A 17975-nucleotide genomic window follows, 5' to 3' on the forward strand; every position below is an offset into this window, starting at 1 on the left:
ATGCTTCACCTTTGATAAATTTTTTATCAACATTATTTTCTTTATGAAATTCTTTTACTTTTTCTAGTATATTATATCCACTCCGTATTTATTTGAAAATAATCCAGTATCCCGATTCTATAGATTTAGAATCTATATTTTTTATTTCATTTTTAAAATCTATATTATAAGTTTTTATAGCAATAATACCATTTTCAACAAGGCACTTCTTTAATTTCAATATAATTTCTATTGGATTTGCATATGTTTCTAATTTACTTTCAAAAACAATATAATTAAATTTTTTGTTACCAAAAACATTTTCTACTATTGAGAAATCATCAGTATATTCTACTACATCAGATGATCCTTTTAAATCTTCAATATAACATTTTTCATCAGTTATATTATAAATTTCTACATCTAAATTATGTACATTTTCTTTAATACTTTCTTTTATTTTTAATGGATTACTACCCATACCACAATTTATACCTAAGACATCTACATGCCCATCATCATTACATAGTAGATGTGTAAATAAATTAAAATCAAAACCAAAACCTGTACCCCATGGATCTATTTTAAAAAATTCAGAAAATTCTTTTCTTCCTTCAGTGTAAAATGTTTCAGAACCTACATTTCCTTCTTTATCCTTATAATTATTAACTTCATCTTTTAATGTAATACTGCCAAAATGATAACAATGTGCATCTTTTGCTAACATCATTTTATATCCTTTTCTTCTTAAAATCATAGATACTTTATCATCGGGGAATGACATAATATTGCTAGTATGGAAATATCCTCCCCACCCAATTCCATTTGATGAAAACCAAATTTTCGAACTCTTTAAATCAATTGGATTACACAGTCTAACGCGTTGTTCCCATCTGTATTTATCACTTTTATTATTTATTCTTGAAAATTCATGCATCTCATCAATGGTATTATAATTTGCAGGTATAGTTTGATTATTGCTTACATTTGGTGTTGTAGGTACTACCCAAGCAGTCTTATCATCTGATTCTATACATTTAATCATATTTACTATAGCATTCTCAGTAACTACAACATCATTACTAACTGTTAAGCAGTATTTCCCTTCAATAGTTCTAATAGCTGCTGTAGGAGACCCTCCATTTTTCAAAATATCAACCTGCTTAGTAGGTGCAATAGATTCAAAATATTTTTTAGTATCGTCTATTGAGCCATGATTTAATAATATCAATTCATAATTAATATTATCTGGTACATATTTCAATATACTCTCTATACATAATTTAGTATATTCTAGATTATTATAACCAACCACTATTACCGAAAGATCATATTTATATTTTCCGTTTATTTCTGATTGGTCTATATATTTATTAGAGCATAAAGGAATCAACTCATTTTGATAATAATTGTGTATCTTTTCTTTATCTGGATAAATACTTCCCCAAAAATATAATTGTAAATACATGTCTTCTAATATCGGTATTAACTCAAACTCAATTTTATCTAAAATATTTCTGGATCTTGACTTTGAAAGATTAGCTATTCGATTTAATGAATAATTAGCATTTTCACAAGCTAAATCTACATTAATAGTTATATTTTCAGCTTTTTTTAGATTAACAATATTACTATGTATACTATTTATTGCATTATTCATATCATTTACTATTTCCATAAAATTGCTATAATCTTTCTTTATAGCAATTTCATATAAATGCTGCGACGCTTCTAGCATTGTATTTATAATTTCTAGCATCTGCTTAACTAATATTTGATTTTTTATCATACTCAGCCTCTTCTATTTATTTGCTTGCAATTATTCTAATTACAACTGGATCTTGATTTTTATATACTGCAAATCCCTTATCTTCAACACATAATTCAATTTTATATCCTATTTCTTTCATATATTTTTCTGTTTCATTAATCTCAATAAATCTTCTGTAATGCTTTTCATATATATATTCGTTTTTCCCAATTTTTTCACCTAAACCATAAAAGTCATCTTTTATACTTCTCGCCTCAATAAATATTTTGCCATCGTTTTTTAATGATTTATATGCTTTATTTAATAATTTTTTTTCATCTTCAAGACTTATTGAATGCATACTAAATCTACTGTAAATATAATCATAATTGTTTTCATTAAATAGATTTGTATTTACGAAATCATCAAGTAAAAATGTAATATCAGTATGTTCTTCATTAAGTTTTCTGATTGAACTTTCAGCTTGATCAATACCTGTTACTAATATACCTTTGTTGGCAAAAAATATACTATCTCTACCATTACCACAACCTAATTCAAGTAATTTTTTTTGTGGTTGCAATATATTAATTATATTCATTGCAAATAGAGATGGTTGTTTTGGTGCTTTATTTTTTTTATAGTAATCAATCCAATAATTTTTATCCACTTGTTATCCTCCACATATTACAATTCTTTTCATTTATTCAATTTTAATAGAATATTATTTAGCACATCATTTGGTGAAATCTCACCATTATTGTAAATTAATATATCAGGCATTTTAGGTTCTTCAAAGTCAATATCTATACCCATTACATTTGTTATTTCTTTTTTTAATGCTCTACTATATAGTCCTTTTTGATCTCTTTTTATTAATTCATCTATAGAAACTTTCAAATAAATTTCTTTATAATTTAATATGTTATCTCTATTCCACTTTCTACATTCATCAAACATAGCAATCGTACAACATATTACATCTATTCCTTGTCCCGATATCATTTTACATAATCTAGAATATTTGCTAGCTAATTTTTTTCTTCCATCATAAGAGTAATCATCTGATTCATATAATGCTCTTAATTTATCTCCATCTAATAATATTACATTGTCTTTATTAGATTTAATTGATTCATATAATAATTTACCTATGGTAGTTTTCCCAGCACCTGCTAGTCCAGTAACCCAGTATACCGTTCCTTTCATGACAAATTCCTTTCATACTTATAAGATAGTATCTATTAATAATATTCTATCATCCCTCTATTTAATAAGAAGATTCTATTTTAAATATTTCTCTAGCATATTTAAATCTCTCTTCATTGAAATTAGGTAGTTTATTATTTATTTTTTTCTTTATTTCTTCTATTCTTTGTTTATATTTAATATCATTTATAAAATTTTGATCTTCATTCGGTAAAATATAAAATTCTTCTGTTCCATCATAATGCATAATATATTTTTCTGTTTTAGTGCTAAAACATTTAAACGCTCTTCCTAAGTGTAGCTTTTTCATTCCACTTAATTTTTTTATATGAAACTTCGAATAAGTAAAATCTCTATTTATTTCAACAAATTCTCTTTTTTCAATAGCTTGAAACGGTTTATTTTGTTGAATAAGATTACATATAATTTTTGATGTATCTAGATGACTAACTAGTCGTTCTTCTTTTTTCGGTGAAATGCTATCATCTAAAATAATATATGGTATATTTATTAAATCCTCAATATAAAAATTATCATTTTTATTATTCAGATCATATTCTAAAATATTTCCATGGTCTGATGTAATGATTAAAGATGTCTTTTTGTCTATAAAATCAAAATAATATTTTAGCTGTTCATCTACATATTCTAACACTTCACCACGTTGTTGTTTTTTTATTAAAATTTCATTTTTTGTAAGATTTCTACTAGCATATGGTTCAAAATCTACAGGTCTATCTTTGTGATTTCCCGCTATATACGGAGAGTGCGCTTCCATTATATGTATAATAGAAATATTTTGACTATTCTCATAAGTATCACATACATAGTCCCATAATAATTGTGCAATATTATTGTTGTTACTTTGATTACAAAATTCTTTTGTGAAAAATTGAACTTGATTTCCATAATATTTAAACCTATAATCTAATTCATTTATTTTAGCTAATATACCTTGATTTTGTATAGGAAATTGTTCATTTATTAAATTATCATCTAATAATTTTTTCTCAGTAATCATAGATAATATACTCATTGATGTGTACGGAACATGAGTATATGCTTTATTACAATTAATACCTTTTTTACTTATGTCTTTTATAAATTTCATATTATCAATTTTATAAATATCTTTCCACCTTAATGCATCTATTAATAATATTAATCCATTTTTTTTTTGTTGCTTTTCGATGCTAATTTTTATGTCACTAATCAATCTATTTAATTTTTCACACAAAAGTTTAAATAATTCACTCTGAACATATTCTTTTTCTACATATTCTTCTATATATTTATATGAATTCAAAAAATCTTTAGCATTTAAATATCTATATATTAAATTTGATAAATATTTTTCACTTTTACTTTTTTTATAAATATTTTTTATCTCATAAATAGAAGTATATACTTCTGAATCTCTATTATAGTAAAATGGTTTATTCGTATCATACCCTAGCTTTTGTAATGTTTCATAAATATCAATTACATTTATATTTGAAAATGTCTCATTTACTTCCTGTTTTATTTCTTCAGCATATCCTAGTGTAGATATAAATACTACATCTAAATTATAGTCTTTCATTTTTTCTTTATTTATTAATGGATATCCTAAAAATTTTCCTTCAGGTTTTAAATTATCTACAATACAAACAATATTTTTATCATTTCTATTCACTATTTCAAATAGTTTCATAGTATGATTTCCAGCACCATATATTGCAACTCTAGATTTCTTGTCTATTTTATTCCATATATAATTTATTTCTTCAGCTATATTTACATTTATCTTTCTATCTCTTAAATCTTTTATAATTTCATTTTCATAAAAATTAATTTTAGAATGTGAAATTATATGATTTAATTTATCATTCAAAATACTCATTATATTTACCTTATCCTATTTTTATTATAACCGCATGGCCATTTAAATTTTCAACTACAATTTTATCTTTATCATTTTTGAGTTCATTAATTAATGTAGTTATTCCTGTGCATGTTTTAAATCCATAATCATCAAACACAATAATTCCACCATTTATCATATTTCCCCAAATAAATCTAACGACATCTTTAGCTGATTTATAAACATCAACATCTATATGGCAAAATCTAATCTTTTCATCTATTTCAAACCCAGTTTCATCTGGAAATATTCCTTTTAGAATTTTTATATTTTTTAGTTCTAATTTGTCTACTAATTTCTTTACATATTCTTGTGATGTATCTGAATGTTCTCCTCCTACATATATTTGATCTTTATCCGTAGCTTTTACTACACCTGTAAAAGTATCACATAAATATACATTTTCTTTCAATCCTTCTAACTGAGCTTTTTTTGCTATTAAAGTTCCTGTTCCACCTCTCCAAACACCAATTTCTAAAAATATTCCTTCTTTTAATTTACTTGCCTGCTCAACTAATGTCCAAAGTTCATAACATCTATATATATCCACAAGAGTATTTTTTCTAATTTTATTAAAACAATTTAAAAATTTCATATCTGATAACCATGGTGCATATGTTGAAATTATATCATAATCTTCATATGGGTTATCTTTATTGCTAATTAATTCGCTTCTTAAAATCTTACTGCTTATAAAATCTTCATTTTCTTTATATTCTAAATTTACCAATTCATTTTTTATTTCTTCATATATATCTATAAGATCCGTACAAATAATAATTTTATATTTTTGCTTATCTAAGTTTAATAATTTTTCACCCTTATATATGTGTATATCATCTATATTATTAAGAGCAATACTATTATCTATAAAAAAAGCAATTTCTCCTAATTTATCTTTTTTTATAATATTTGCAACCTCTTTACCTCTTCTACCTGCTCCAAATAAAACTATTTGTTTTGAATCTAAAAACTTTTCAAACATCCTATTAATAATAGCTTCTTTATTCATTAATTAACCCCTCTTACAAATTATTTTCAATATATTACTATGTAAACTTTACTTCTAGTATATTTTTTAATATAACAACGAATACATGTCAATTCTTTCACTATTTTCATTATAATAATCTATTAATTCTTTAATGCTATCTTCTATATTTGTAAACTCAAACGAGCCTATTTCATTTAGCATTCTTTGATTGCTAGATGTATATTCTTTAGCTAACCCATCTTTACAGACATATATTGGTAGCTTATCTACACTATACCCATTAATCATTTCAGCTATAGTTAATAAATCAATGCTTTTACCTGTTGTGACATTATAAACATTGAATTTAGGTTTATTATTTATAAACCATTCAACTATTTTACACAAATCCTCTATTGCCAAATAATCAAAATATACATTCTGTCTTATTGATATAGGTATTCCTTTTATAACTTTACAACATGCATTGGATATAAACTTACTTTTCCAATGCTCATATTTTCCAAATACTCCGAATAATCTTAAATTATATATATTATCACTATTTTCTATTTGCTTAGCTATAATATATTTTGCAAATCCATATTCGTCCTTTGGTATACTATTTCCAAACTCTTCTTCTGAAACATTTTTAATATCATTTTCTTTGTTATACTCTGCACCCGAACCAAAATAGATCATTTTTCCAAATAATTTTTTATTTTTTTCAAAAGAGTAAAATATATTCAAACTATTATACAAAACTTTAGAATTATCTTTATATAGTTTAGTGCATGAATTATCTACCGCTGAATGAATTACTACATCGTAATATTCCTTACTCAAAAAATCTCTTACTTTTTTTTCATCTGTTGCATCTAATTCACTGCTTGTGGGCGATTTAATTATATAATTAAGAGATTCTAGATATTCCTTAATATTTCTACCGATATAACCTGTTCCCCCAATTAATAATATTTTTTTCATAATACTACCTTCCTTTTAAAAACATACTTCATTTATATATGTAGCTATGTTTGTTTGGGTTACCTCTAAATCTACAAAAGATTTTTGTATTCTTTGTTCTATAAACTCAGTGCTTTTCATAGCCTTCATAAACAATTCAGTACTATTTCCATAACCAAAATAGTATGATATATGTCTGTATTTATTATATTCGTCTATAAAACTCAATATTTTATTACAGTCTTCTTCTACATTCACGATATTTTTAATTGCACCTCTAGGAAACCTTTTATTTTGTCTTGTTCCTACATTAATACTTGGTATTCCATATACACAAGCTTCTCTTATCCCAGCGCTAGAATTACCTATTATAAAGTCGCTATTTTTTAATAAAACTAAAAATTCCTCAAAAGGAAACGATTTGAAAATTTTAATATTTTTATTTTTTTCTAATTTTTCTAATTTTTCTAATATAACATTTGAGCCATGATCATTGTTTGGATATATACAAATATATTTTTTTTCTGATTTTGTAATTGCAGTAAACACTTGATTTACATTTGCTTTTGTTTTATCTAATTCTGTAGTTACAGGATGATACATTACTATAGAATAATTTTCATATTCTATATTATATCGTTGTTTTATATCATCAATGTTTGGAAGACTATTAGATAGCATTATATCGATATCTGGAGACCCAATTACTTTTATACTTTCTTTTTTTTCTCCAAGTTGCTCTAATCTAATTCTTGATTCTTGGTTAGACACTAAATGCAGATGTGACATCTTAGTTATTGCATGTCTTAATGAGTCATCTACTGTTCCTGTCAACTCTCCACCTTCAATGTGAATAACTCTAATATTATTTAGTATTCCTACAATAGATGCTGCCAACGCATCTATTCTATCTCCATGAATAACAATAAAATCAGGTTTAACGTCATTTACATATTTAGAAAATTTTATAATTGTATTACCTAAATTAATATCCATTTTTTGAGTTAATTCTATTTCTTTTTCTATAAATATATTTTTAAATTTATCTTTTTCAATTTCATGATATGTAGATCCATACTCTTTAAGTAAGTGCATTCCTGTGACATAAATAAACATTTCAAACTCTTTAGACCTTTCAATAGACTGCATTATTGATTTCATTTTACCGTAGTCTGCTCTAGTTCCAGTTAAAAAAATAATTTTCCTCATAACTTAACCTACCTTATCATATCTTTATTTAGATGAACTCCATCATAAATATCAGAATTGGCAATTTTACCTAACACATCTTCATAAAATTCCGCTCTAATTTCTCCTGTGCCTGGTCTTTTTACCCATATGTTTTCTCTAGTAAATTTTTCTCCTGCCTTTATATCTTTTATAGTTACTACTGTCGAAAAAGCAAAATCTATTGTTACTTGCTCTTCATTCAATGGTAGCTTGTTTCCACCTTTCATCTGTGCTATTTCATCTGCCGCTAGCAATAATTCAGTTAATTTTTTTTCATCCATAGAACAAACTATATCATTTCCCTCTCGACTCATCGTATCAGTAAAATGCCTTTCAACAATACAAGCACCTAATCCCATAGCTGCTATGCAAGCATTATTATTTATCGTATGATCTGACAATCCTATAGGTATGCCTTTAAATGTATTCATCATTTCAACCATAGCACCTAATCTTACTAAATTAGGAGGCGTAGGGTATAAATTAGTTGTATGTAATAAAGCAAATTTAACTTGCCTTTTATCTAATATTTCTACAGCTTTTTTTATAGATTCAATAGAGTTCATACCCGTAGATACAATCATAGGTTTTCCAAAACTTGCAATATGGTCTATTAGTGGATAATTGTTCATTTCACCTGATCCAATTTTATAAGCTGATACTTCAAATTTTTCTAATCTGTTTGCCGCAGCTCTAGAAAATGGTGTACTTATAAACGACATTCCTTTGCTTTCTACATATCTCTTTAATTCTTTTTCTTGACATTCATTTAATGAACACTCTTTCATTACTTCATAAATTGATTTCACAGAATTACCTGGTATAACATTTCTAGCTTGTGGTGACATTTCATCATCTATTATATGTGTTTGGTGTTTTATTAACTTTGCTCCAGCTCTATGCGCAGAATCTACCATTTTCATTGCTACGTCTAAACTTCCACCATGATTTATCCCAATTTCAGGTATAACTAAAGGAACTTCATTAATTCCTACTTTTATATTTTCTATTTTAAAACTATTCATTTTAGTTTCCTTTCTTAAAAAGACATTGAATATATTCATCATTGTTTAAAAACGGCGATAAGTCATCTATAGGAGGTGAGTATATTGTTCCATTTTCTTTTTCTTTACTTTTTACTCTAGGTTCTATAGTTTGATGTTCATCTTGAATTATTTCGCAAATAGCAAATCCTTCAATATTAATTAGGTCATCTAGTCCCTTTTCTACACTTTCATTATTTTCAATCAAAATATATGGTAGTCCATATGCATTCGCTAATTTTGAAAAATCAGGCATACTTATTCCCGAATCATTTGTGCATCCTGATAATCGACCTTCGAAAAAATTATTTTGTGTATTTACTATAGCTTGATACCCACTATTATTAAAAACAATTATTTTTATAGGGAGCTTATTATGTATTATCGTTTGCAATTCTTGTATATTCATTTGTATACTTCCATCTCCAGTAACACAAAAAACTTCTTTTTTCGAGGCTATACATGCCCCTATTGAAGCTGGCAAATCATACCCCATAGTACCACAGTTTACATTTCCAAATAGCCTTTGATTTTCTTTTTCTACTCCCATTTGTAACGTGCAAACACTCGCAGTGCTATTTCCAACTACTACAATACTATCATCTTTTATTTTTTTATTAAATTCATTTATAAAGTAATAAGGATTAACCTGTAAGCTATTTTTAAATTTTGGCTGATATATACTAAATTTTTTCTTTAAATTAGAACAGTAATTTAACCAGTCTTTGTTATTAAAAGCTTCAACATTTGAATCATTAAGTTCTTCAATAATTTCTGAAATATCAGCACATATAGGAACGTCTATCTTCATCGTATTTTTTAATAACTCTTCTTTATCTATGTCTATAACTATTTTTTTAGCATTACTTGCAAATTCTTTAAAATTAAACCCAGTCTGTTTAAAAGACATCCTGCATCCAAACCCAATAACTAAATCTGCATTTTGAATAATAAAGTTCCCACTTCGACCTCCAAAAACTCCAAAATTTCCAAAGTATAGTTCATTTTCATTATTAATTACATCTGCTATGCTAGTTGCCGCTACTACAGGAATATTAAGTTTTTTTATTAGATTTAAAAATTTATTCCTTGACCCTGATGTCCTTATAGAAGACCCTGCTAGAATCACTGGTCTTTCAGCCTTTTTTAGTTCTTCAATAATCAATTCTATCTCTTTGCAATGATTAAATTCTTCATTTTCAACTTTATAACTTTGTAAGTTATCAGTTTCAATAATAGCACTTTGTATATCCAACGGAATATCTAGCCATACTGGACCCTTACGACCTGAATTTGCTATATGTAGAGCTTTTTCCAATTGATATTTTATTTCATTAGCATTTTTAACCATATGCGCATATTTTGTCATAGGTTTTACCGAGTCTACTATTGTATATTCTTGTTCTCCAAATTGTCTTAACTTTAAGCCTGTACTCTCAACTGTAGTATTGTATCTTACTTGACCAGATATTACTACCATTGGAATATTATCTTGGTAAGCGCACAACACTCCCGTCATAGCATTAGTCCCTCCAGGACCTGTCGTCACACAAGTTAGCGCCATTTTATTATTTATACGTGCATAACCCTCTGCAGCCATTGCTGCTGCTTGTTCATGATGATGGTATGTGCAATTTATTTTTTTACTGCTTCCAAAAGCATCATTTAAATACATCGCTCCCCCACCAACTACAGTAAATACATCCTTTATTCCTTTGTTTACTAAAAAATCAACTATATAGTCTGCTACTCTTTGCTTCATAACTAATTCCTTCCTTAAAAGATTTCTCTTGTTTATTTTTTTATTAAGCAAAATAATTTATTATTTGTAAGTTTGAAATTTCATTTATATCATCATTTGAGTAATACGATTTATTCCAATTTATAGTTAAATTAATCGCTTCCTCTATGCCTATTTTAGGTTTCCATCCAAAAGTATTTTTTATTTTTGAACAGTCTAATTTTAAAAAATTACTTTCATGATATCTATTTTGCTCATCTTTGTTTATCCAGTTAGCATTATTCCATGACTTACAAAATAAGTTAACTAATTTTTTTGTTGTAATACATCCGTCATCATTAGGTCCAACATTATAGCTACCTTCAAGTGATTTATCCCCATATTGTTTTTGAGCAATAATCAAATATGCTGATAATGCCTCAAATACATGTTGATATGGTCTAATAGACTCAGGATTTCTAACTATAATCTTCTTTTTATCTATAGTTGATCTAACACAATCAGGTATAATTCTATCCTTTGCAAAATCTCCCCCACCTATGACGTTTCCAGCCCTTACTGTTGATATAGATATATTTTCATCAAAAAAAGATTTTTTATATGAGCTAGTTATTATTTCTGAACAAGATTTTGAGTTTGAATACGGATCAAACCCATTCAGCTCATCACTTTCACGATAAGCCCATTCCCATTCTTTATTGTTATAGACTTTGTCTGTAGTCACGTTTATAACAGATTTTACACTATTGCAAAACCTTATACTTTCTAATAAGTTGACGGTGCCCATTATATTAGTTTCATATGTATAAACTGGGTCATTGTATGATTCTCCTACTAATGGTTGCGCTGCTAAATGAAATACTATCTCCGGTTTATTCTCCATAAATACACTTTTTAATTCATCTAATTTTCTTATATCTAAAATCACAGAATTAATATTATTTTTAATATTTAAAATGTTAAATAAAGATGGATCACTATCTGGTTCTAAAGAAACTCCAACTACTTCAGCACCTGCCATAGATAGTATTTTACAAAGCCAACTTCCTTTAAATCCAGTATGTCCCGTAACCAAAACTCGTTTATTTTTATAAAACTCTAACATAATCACCACACCTTCCATTTCGCATTATCACTTCTCCATAATTGCTCCAATAAAGATTTATCTCTTTGTGTATCCATGCATTGCCAAAAACCTTTATGTTTATATGCATTTAGCATATTTTGCTTTGCTAACATTTCTAATGGTTCTTTTTCTAATATTATTTCATCACCCTTTATATAATCAAATATTTTTGGCTCTAAAACCATATACCCACCATTTATCCAACCGCCATCTTCTCTATGTTTTTCTTTAAAAGAGTTTATTGATTTATTATCATTATCTATATCTAGTATTCCAAATCTACCTTCTGGTTGTATAGCTGTTATTGTCGCAATTTTATTATTTTGATTATGAAATTCTAATAATTCATTTATATTAACATCGCATACACCATCACCATATGTTAGCATAAACGTTTCATTTCCTATATATTTTTGAATTTTTTTTAATCTTCCACCTGTCATAGTATCAAGTCCAGTGTCAACAAGTGTTACTTTCCATGGTTCTGCAATATTCGAATGAACAATCATATCATTATTTTTAGTGAAATCAAAAGTTATATCTGATCTATGTAGATAATAATTTGCAAAGTATTCTTTAATTGCATATCCTTTGTAACCGCAACATATAATAAAATCATTAAATCCATAATAAGAATACGTCTTCATAATATGCCATAATATAGGATTATTTCCAATTTCAATCATAGGCTTAGGTCTTAAGTGTGATTCTTCTGATATTCTCGTTCCATAACCACCTGCAAGTATTACAATTTTCATATTATTTTCTCCTCTTCCTAATTTAATGATTTTTTCAGAGATTTATGTCTATATATACCTACTCTAAAAATATAAGTACTAATTTTCACCACACTATCTTTTGTAATTACACTCTAATCTAGCTATACATTTATAACATTATTTTACTATTTTGTCTAATATTTCTTCTACCTCTTCTTTTAAATTACAATTCAACTTTACAGCCTCTAGGTAAAACTTCTTTGCATTATCAAAATCGTTTAATTTTTCTTTTACATATGCTATATTAAAAATCACATTATCATCATATCTATTGTTTATATATGCCATCTTGAAATCTTTATCAGCTTCCATAAACTTTGATAAACAAGTGTTTATAATTCCGTTCAAATTAAAGGTTTCATTATTATCAAATATTTCTTTATATTCTTTTATCATTTGTATACTTTCATTTATATTTCCTAAGTTAATATTTTCTTCTATAATAGCTTTATATTTACTGTTAAGTATTTTTACTTCTTCACTTTCATTAAGTTCTTTTTTGAATTTTTCTATTAATATTTCTATTCCTTTTTTATGATGATGATTGTCTATAAGCAATATTTTCATTTCTTTTATGTATTTTAATTTATTGAATTCCTTATTTTTTTGTATCATTGTAATTTTAATAATGAATACATCTTCTTCATTTTTAGCAAATATCATTAATTGTTCATCCGTTAAATCCTTATTGCTTGCTTGCCTTAAATAATCATAATTATATGTTATATACATTAAAAATAAATTTTCATATTTTTCATATTTTAAATTTCCATATAACAATAACGATTTTGACAAAGAACTATATATACTTAATTTATTTAAATCTAAAGTATTTGAAGCCTCTAATAAATAATTATATAAATCTAATATACAATCTCTCCTATGGTTAATCAAATAATCGAAATGATTTTGGATATTTACATTGCTCATCCCATTTAATAGATCTGTTAAACTATGATCTTGATTAAGCCCAAAATAAATCAAGTCTGAATAATAAGATTCTTTTTCATTTTTTAAAATTTGATTTAATTCTTCAATTGATAATTTTTCACCGTTTCTTACATTATTTAATACAGCATAATTTCCATCTATCATAGAAAACATTTCATAAATTTTACTTCTATCATCTTCTTTTATAATAGTTATCATTGTTTCTAAATTTAACTTAAAGGTATTTTTTTCAACTATCGAATCTGATATTTTCTTATATATATCTAATATTTTTTCAATATTTCCCAATTTGTATAAACTCATAAATATTTGTAAATATATTTTTTTTATTTGTTCAATCTCCATATTGTCTATTTTTTTTATAATTTCGTTATACATTTTTAATTCATAACACATATTAACAATGTCTATCTCGGCATTTTCTTTAAGTGACAAAGTATCTCCATCACATTCAATATTGTTAGCTTGTGTAGAAACATCATAATTTTCTATCAAAAATATGTATCTTTGATAAGTTTTTATACTATGTTTGTATTTTCCTAAAGTTTTTTGAGTTAATCCTAAATAATAGCATATATCTATATTTTTATTATCTTTCTTCATATAATTAGTACATAATTTTTCACATTTTTCAAATTCAGATAAACAAATGTATAATCTTGCTAAATTTGAGATAATATATATTGGTACATATCCTGATTTACTATAAACAACATATGCTTTATTGATATATTCAAGCGCCTCTTGGTGCTTATCCGATGCAAGATGATTTTTCCCTAATTGAAAATTTACATATGGGTCATTCGGATTTTTTTTTAGTTCTTGAAATAATATTTGTTCATTTCTTTTTAACTTCGTTTGTCTTAACTCTTCATTTACATACATATATCCATAATGTTTAAATAAAGCTATATTATTATATATAGGTTCTCTATAAGTAGGCTGCTCATGTATAGCTCCTTCATATTTAAAGCCTTTATCATTTTTAAATAATCTTAAAATAGATCCCTTGCTATATGCTTTTTCATCTTCCGAATGTATATTTCTTAGTTCTATAGATGCACAATTATATTTTTTATATAAATTTGAATTGAAAAATTCAATCAAATTATTGCAATCTAATAATTCTTCATCTGCATCTAATACTAGTATCCATTCTCCTTTAGCATAACTAATTGATTGATTTCTCATTTGTGCAAAATTGTTGTTCCACTTAGTACAATATATTTTATCGGTATATTTCTTAGCTATGTCTATACTTTTATCACTTGAACCCGTATCCAAGATAATAAGTTCACTATTTATATTCTTCATTAAAGGTTGTAATGAACTTAAAGTTTTATCTAAGTATTTTTCTTCATTTCTAACCATCATTGTAATGCTTAATAACATAAATATACCTTCCTTATAATTAAATTTAAAAATAAAGAGTAAAGCATATGCTTTACCCTTTAGTCTTAAATTCAATAATTATCTTAATAATTGAGTTACAGATTCTGGTTGTTGTTTAGCTTGTCCAACCATAGCTTGAGCTGCTTGATTTAATATGTTTAATTTTGATAAGTTAACCATCTCTTTAGCAACGTCTACGTCTCTTATTCTTGATTCTGCTGCACTTAAGTTTTCACTTGAAGTTGTTAAGTTAGAAGAAGTATATTCTAATCTATTTTGCATAGCTCCTAAATTAGATCTTCCAGTATTTATTGATTCTAAAGCTGTATCTAATGCTGTTACTAATGCTGCAGCTTCAGTTTTACTTCCTACCTTAACAGAAGTACTTAATGCTGTATTTATACTAGCTAAGTTTACAGTTTGTACATCTCTAGTTTCAGCATTAGCTCCTGCTTGTATAGTTATAGTAGATCCTGTGTTTAATATATTTTGCCCATTAAATTTAGTTTCTTGAGCTATTTTGCCCATTTCACTATTTAAAGCACTTAACTCAGTACTTATTTTAGCTCTATCAGTAGTTGTTAGAGTTTCACTACCACCTTGAATTGCTAACTCTCTCATTCTTTGAGCTATGTTTCCAGCTTCTTCTAAAGCACCCTCTTGAGTTTGTACCATAGATATACCATCTTGTACGTTTCTATCAGCTTGTTCCATACCTCTTATTTGAGATCTCATTTTTTCAGATATAGCAAGACCTGCTGCATCATCTCCAGCTTTGTTTATTCTTAATCCTGAAGATAATTTTTGCATAGAATTTCCTGATAAAGCAGTATTCTTTGCCATTTGGTTAGTTGCTATCATAGCGTTCATATTAGTGTTTATTCTCATTTTTTTACTCTCCTTAGTTTTTTAACGACATCCTTGTCTTTTTTATATACAAATACTCGGCCAAGTATTGCTTACAATATATATATCGGCATAGTTTTTAAAACCTTTACACTTTTTCATTGAAAATATTTAATTTTTCTTTATTAAAATTTATATATGAGTTATTAGCACGTTCAGACCTCTTATGCTCTCTAATTTCACACTTAACTCTATCTATATTTTCACTTAATAATTTGTGAATATTCTTGTCTATATCTAATATTCCATCATTCATTAAAATTTTTTTAAACTCACTTGAGTTATCTTCTTTCTCTAATAATATTTGTCTTTCGTCTAAAAGACGCTCTATATTATCTAATTTCCCTTTATTAAGGTCATCAATTATTTTTATAGATATATCTTTATATAGTTTACATTTTTGTATCATAGTTTTCACCTAACCTTACATTTGTGAAAAATAACTCATCTGAGAATTAAGTTTGTTCATACTTGATTCTAAATTTGCAAATTGCTTGTATAATTGTGACTCTCTTTCACTCATTTTTCTTTGAAGCTTCTTTATACCTTCTTCTTGTCTTTTTAATTGTTCTGAGTAAAAGTTATTTACTGCTGAAGCAGTTTTTTCTAATCCAGCTTTTCTAGCAAAAATAGAAGATGAACCGCCTGTATAATCCTTTATAGTACTCTTCATACGTTCTAATACACTTGAATCGTCTTTAGCAAATATTTGATATACTTTATCAGAATTATTCTCTAAAGCCTTTATAAACTTTTTCTCATCTAGAGCTATTTGACCTTTTTTATTATAATCATCATGACTTGTCAATCCCATGTCATTTAGAATTGACATTTTATCTCCAAATATAGATTTTTGCATATCATCCATAAATTTTCTCATTTCAGAATCATTTCTAAGTATGCCTTCTTTTGCTTTCTTTTCCCATCTTTCTATTTCTTCTTCACTCATATCTTCTTTTTGAGCTTCTGTTAGAGGTGGATAATCCACTTTTTTCTTTTCTGTTAAAAGATCATATACCTTGTCCATTATCTTATTATAATCTTCAACAAAAGCTTTCATATTATCTACTACTGGTTGAACTTCTTGCTTTGATGTTAATTTAGTCTCTCCTAATCCTTTTACATTTATATTTATTCCATCTATAGTAAATATATTTTTTTCTTCATTTATAGTTTTTAAAACACTTCCATCTTTATCCTTAATTTCAATTTGTGAATTTTCACCTATAGAACTATTATTATTTACCCCAAACACAAAATCTAAGGCATTAGAAGGCTGATCATAAACAACTGTAGTATTTCCATCAACATCTACGCTAGGTGTTCCTTTTTTTATTTCTATTTTACTTTTTTCACCAGTTTCTTTACATTCTATAGTAAATTTACCTGTAATTTCACTATATGAGGCTTTTACTTCTCCAGAAGTACTGTCATTAATTTTATTAATTAAAGTACCTATTGTATCTGCTGGCTCTTTAATTATTTTATTCCCATTATCATCAAGCTTATCATTTCCTGAATCATCCTTTTCATAGACCGGTTCAGTTCTTATATTAATTTCTTTAGATAAACCTTTCCCATCTTTCCCAAAGCTAATAGCAAACGTTTCATCTAAATTTAAACCCAATTCTTTTAATGTAGACTCATTTGTTAATGTTTTATTACTACTCAATTTAGGTTCTTGTGCCATCTTAATAACATTAAAATCATAGTTCATACTGTTTGCACCAGCATTTCCTGTTGCGGTTATTACATTAGGGTTTGAACTTGTAACAGTTAATGTACTCCATGCGCTACTACTTAATAAGGAATTTTTTGATGACAACGAAAAATATTTCTCTTCAAATCCTTTAGTATCTTTTATAATCTCTCTATAAATCTCTTGTTGCCATTTTGTAGTCTGTTCTTTTTGCTTAGCCTTATCTACTTTACTTTGTTCTCCTTTAAGCATTTCTTTTATCATTGTATCTGTATCCATACCAGTAGCAAGCCCTGGTATTCTTACGCTACTTACGCTAGGCATAATC

The 17975-nt window shown here is 26.5% G+C and carries 15 protein-coding genes; all 15 read right to left on the minus strand.

Translation table 11 applies throughout. The annotated features are described in order from the left end of the window. Positions 1–88 precede the first annotated feature (88 nt). Positions 89–1768 (minus strand): glycosyltransferase, encoded by a 1680-nt coding sequence (locus tag QOZ84_RS03920; protein WP_284131650.1) that lies wholly within the window; start codon positions 1766–1768, stop codon positions 89–91. 16 nt (positions 1769–1784) lie between these two features. Next, on the minus strand, positions 1785–2399 hold the full coding sequence (locus QOZ84_RS03925; protein WP_284131651.1) for a class I SAM-dependent methyltransferase: 615 nt from the start codon (positions 2397–2399) through the stop codon (positions 1785–1787). Between the two features lie 29 nt (positions 2400–2428). Continuing rightward, on the minus strand, positions 2429–2938 hold the full coding sequence (locus tag QOZ84_RS03930) for an adenylyl-sulfate kinase (protein WP_284131652.1): 510 nt from the start codon (positions 2936–2938) through the stop codon (positions 2429–2431). A 61-nt stretch (positions 2939–2999) separates the two neighbouring features. Further along, positions 3000–4820 (minus strand): sulfatase-like hydrolase/transferase, encoded by a 1821-nt coding sequence (locus tag QOZ84_RS03935; RefSeq protein ID WP_284131653.1) that lies wholly within the window; start codon positions 4818–4820, stop codon positions 3000–3002. 10 nt (positions 4821–4830) lie between these two features. After that, a complete protein-coding gene (locus QOZ84_RS03940) occupies positions 4831–5853 on the minus strand; it encodes a TylF/MycF/NovP-related O-methyltransferase (protein ID WP_284131654.1) in 1023 nt (340 codons plus the stop codon). A gap of 66 nt (positions 5854–5919) precedes the next feature. Continuing rightward, the gene (locus tag QOZ84_RS03945) at positions 5920–6801 is read right to left on the minus strand and encodes an NAD-dependent epimerase/dehydratase family protein (protein ID WP_284131655.1); all 882 of its coding nucleotides are present in this window, start codon (positions 6799–6801) and stop codon (positions 5920–5922) included. 15 nt (positions 6802–6816) lie between these two features. Beyond that, positions 6817–7989: a UDP-N-acetylglucosamine 2-epimerase gene (neuC, locus tag QOZ84_RS03950; protein WP_284131656.1), complete on the minus strand. Its 1173-nt coding sequence runs from the start codon at positions 7987–7989 to the stop codon at positions 6817–6819. An 8-nt stretch (positions 7990–7997) separates the two neighbouring features. Continuing rightward, positions 7998–9035 (minus strand): N-acetylneuraminate synthase family protein, encoded by a 1038-nt coding sequence (locus QOZ84_RS03955; protein WP_284131657.1) that lies wholly within the window; start codon positions 9033–9035, stop codon positions 7998–8000. 1 nt (position 9036) lies between these two features. Further along, positions 9037–10815 carry a thiamine pyrophosphate-binding protein gene (locus QOZ84_RS03960; protein ID WP_284131658.1) on the minus strand — a complete coding sequence of 593 codons (1779 nt, stop codon included), beginning with the start codon at positions 10813–10815 and terminating at the stop codon, positions 9037–9039. A gap of 43 nt (positions 10816–10858) precedes the next feature. Next, entirely contained in the window at positions 10859–11899 is a 1041-nt protein-coding gene (rfbG, locus tag QOZ84_RS03965) for a CDP-glucose 4,6-dehydratase (protein WP_284131659.1), read from the minus strand. Between the two features lie 2 nt (positions 11900–11901). Continuing rightward, on the minus strand, positions 11902–12678 hold the full coding sequence (rfbF, locus tag QOZ84_RS03970; RefSeq protein WP_284131660.1) for a glucose-1-phosphate cytidylyltransferase: 777 nt from the start codon (positions 12676–12678) through the stop codon (positions 11902–11904). Positions 12679–12816: 138 nt separating this feature from the next. Further along, on the minus strand, positions 12817–15042 hold the full coding sequence (locus tag QOZ84_RS03975; RefSeq protein ID WP_284131661.1) for a glycosyltransferase: 2226 nt from the start codon (positions 15040–15042) through the stop codon (positions 12817–12819). A gap of 78 nt (positions 15043–15120) precedes the next feature. After that, entirely contained in the window at positions 15121–15930 is an 810-nt protein-coding gene (locus tag QOZ84_RS03980) for a flagellin N-terminal helical domain-containing protein (protein ID WP_284131662.1), read from the minus strand. Between the two features lie 106 nt (positions 15931–16036). Further along, positions 16037–16357, minus strand: coding sequence for a flagellar protein FliT (fliT, locus tag QOZ84_RS03985; RefSeq protein ID WP_284131663.1), 321 nt, complete (start codon positions 16355–16357; stop codon positions 16037–16039). A gap of 15 nt (positions 16358–16372) precedes the next feature. Beyond that, a complete protein-coding gene (gene fliD, locus QOZ84_RS03990) occupies positions 16373–17971 on the minus strand; it encodes a flagellar filament capping protein FliD (RefSeq protein ID WP_284131664.1) in 1599 nt (532 codons plus the stop codon). Between the last annotated feature and the right edge of the window lie 4 nt (positions 17972–17975).

The sequence above is a fragment of the Romboutsia sedimentorum genome (assembly GCF_030131845.1).
GTDB lineage: Bacteria > Bacillota > Clostridia > Peptostreptococcales > Peptostreptococcaceae > Romboutsia_D > Romboutsia_D sedimentorum.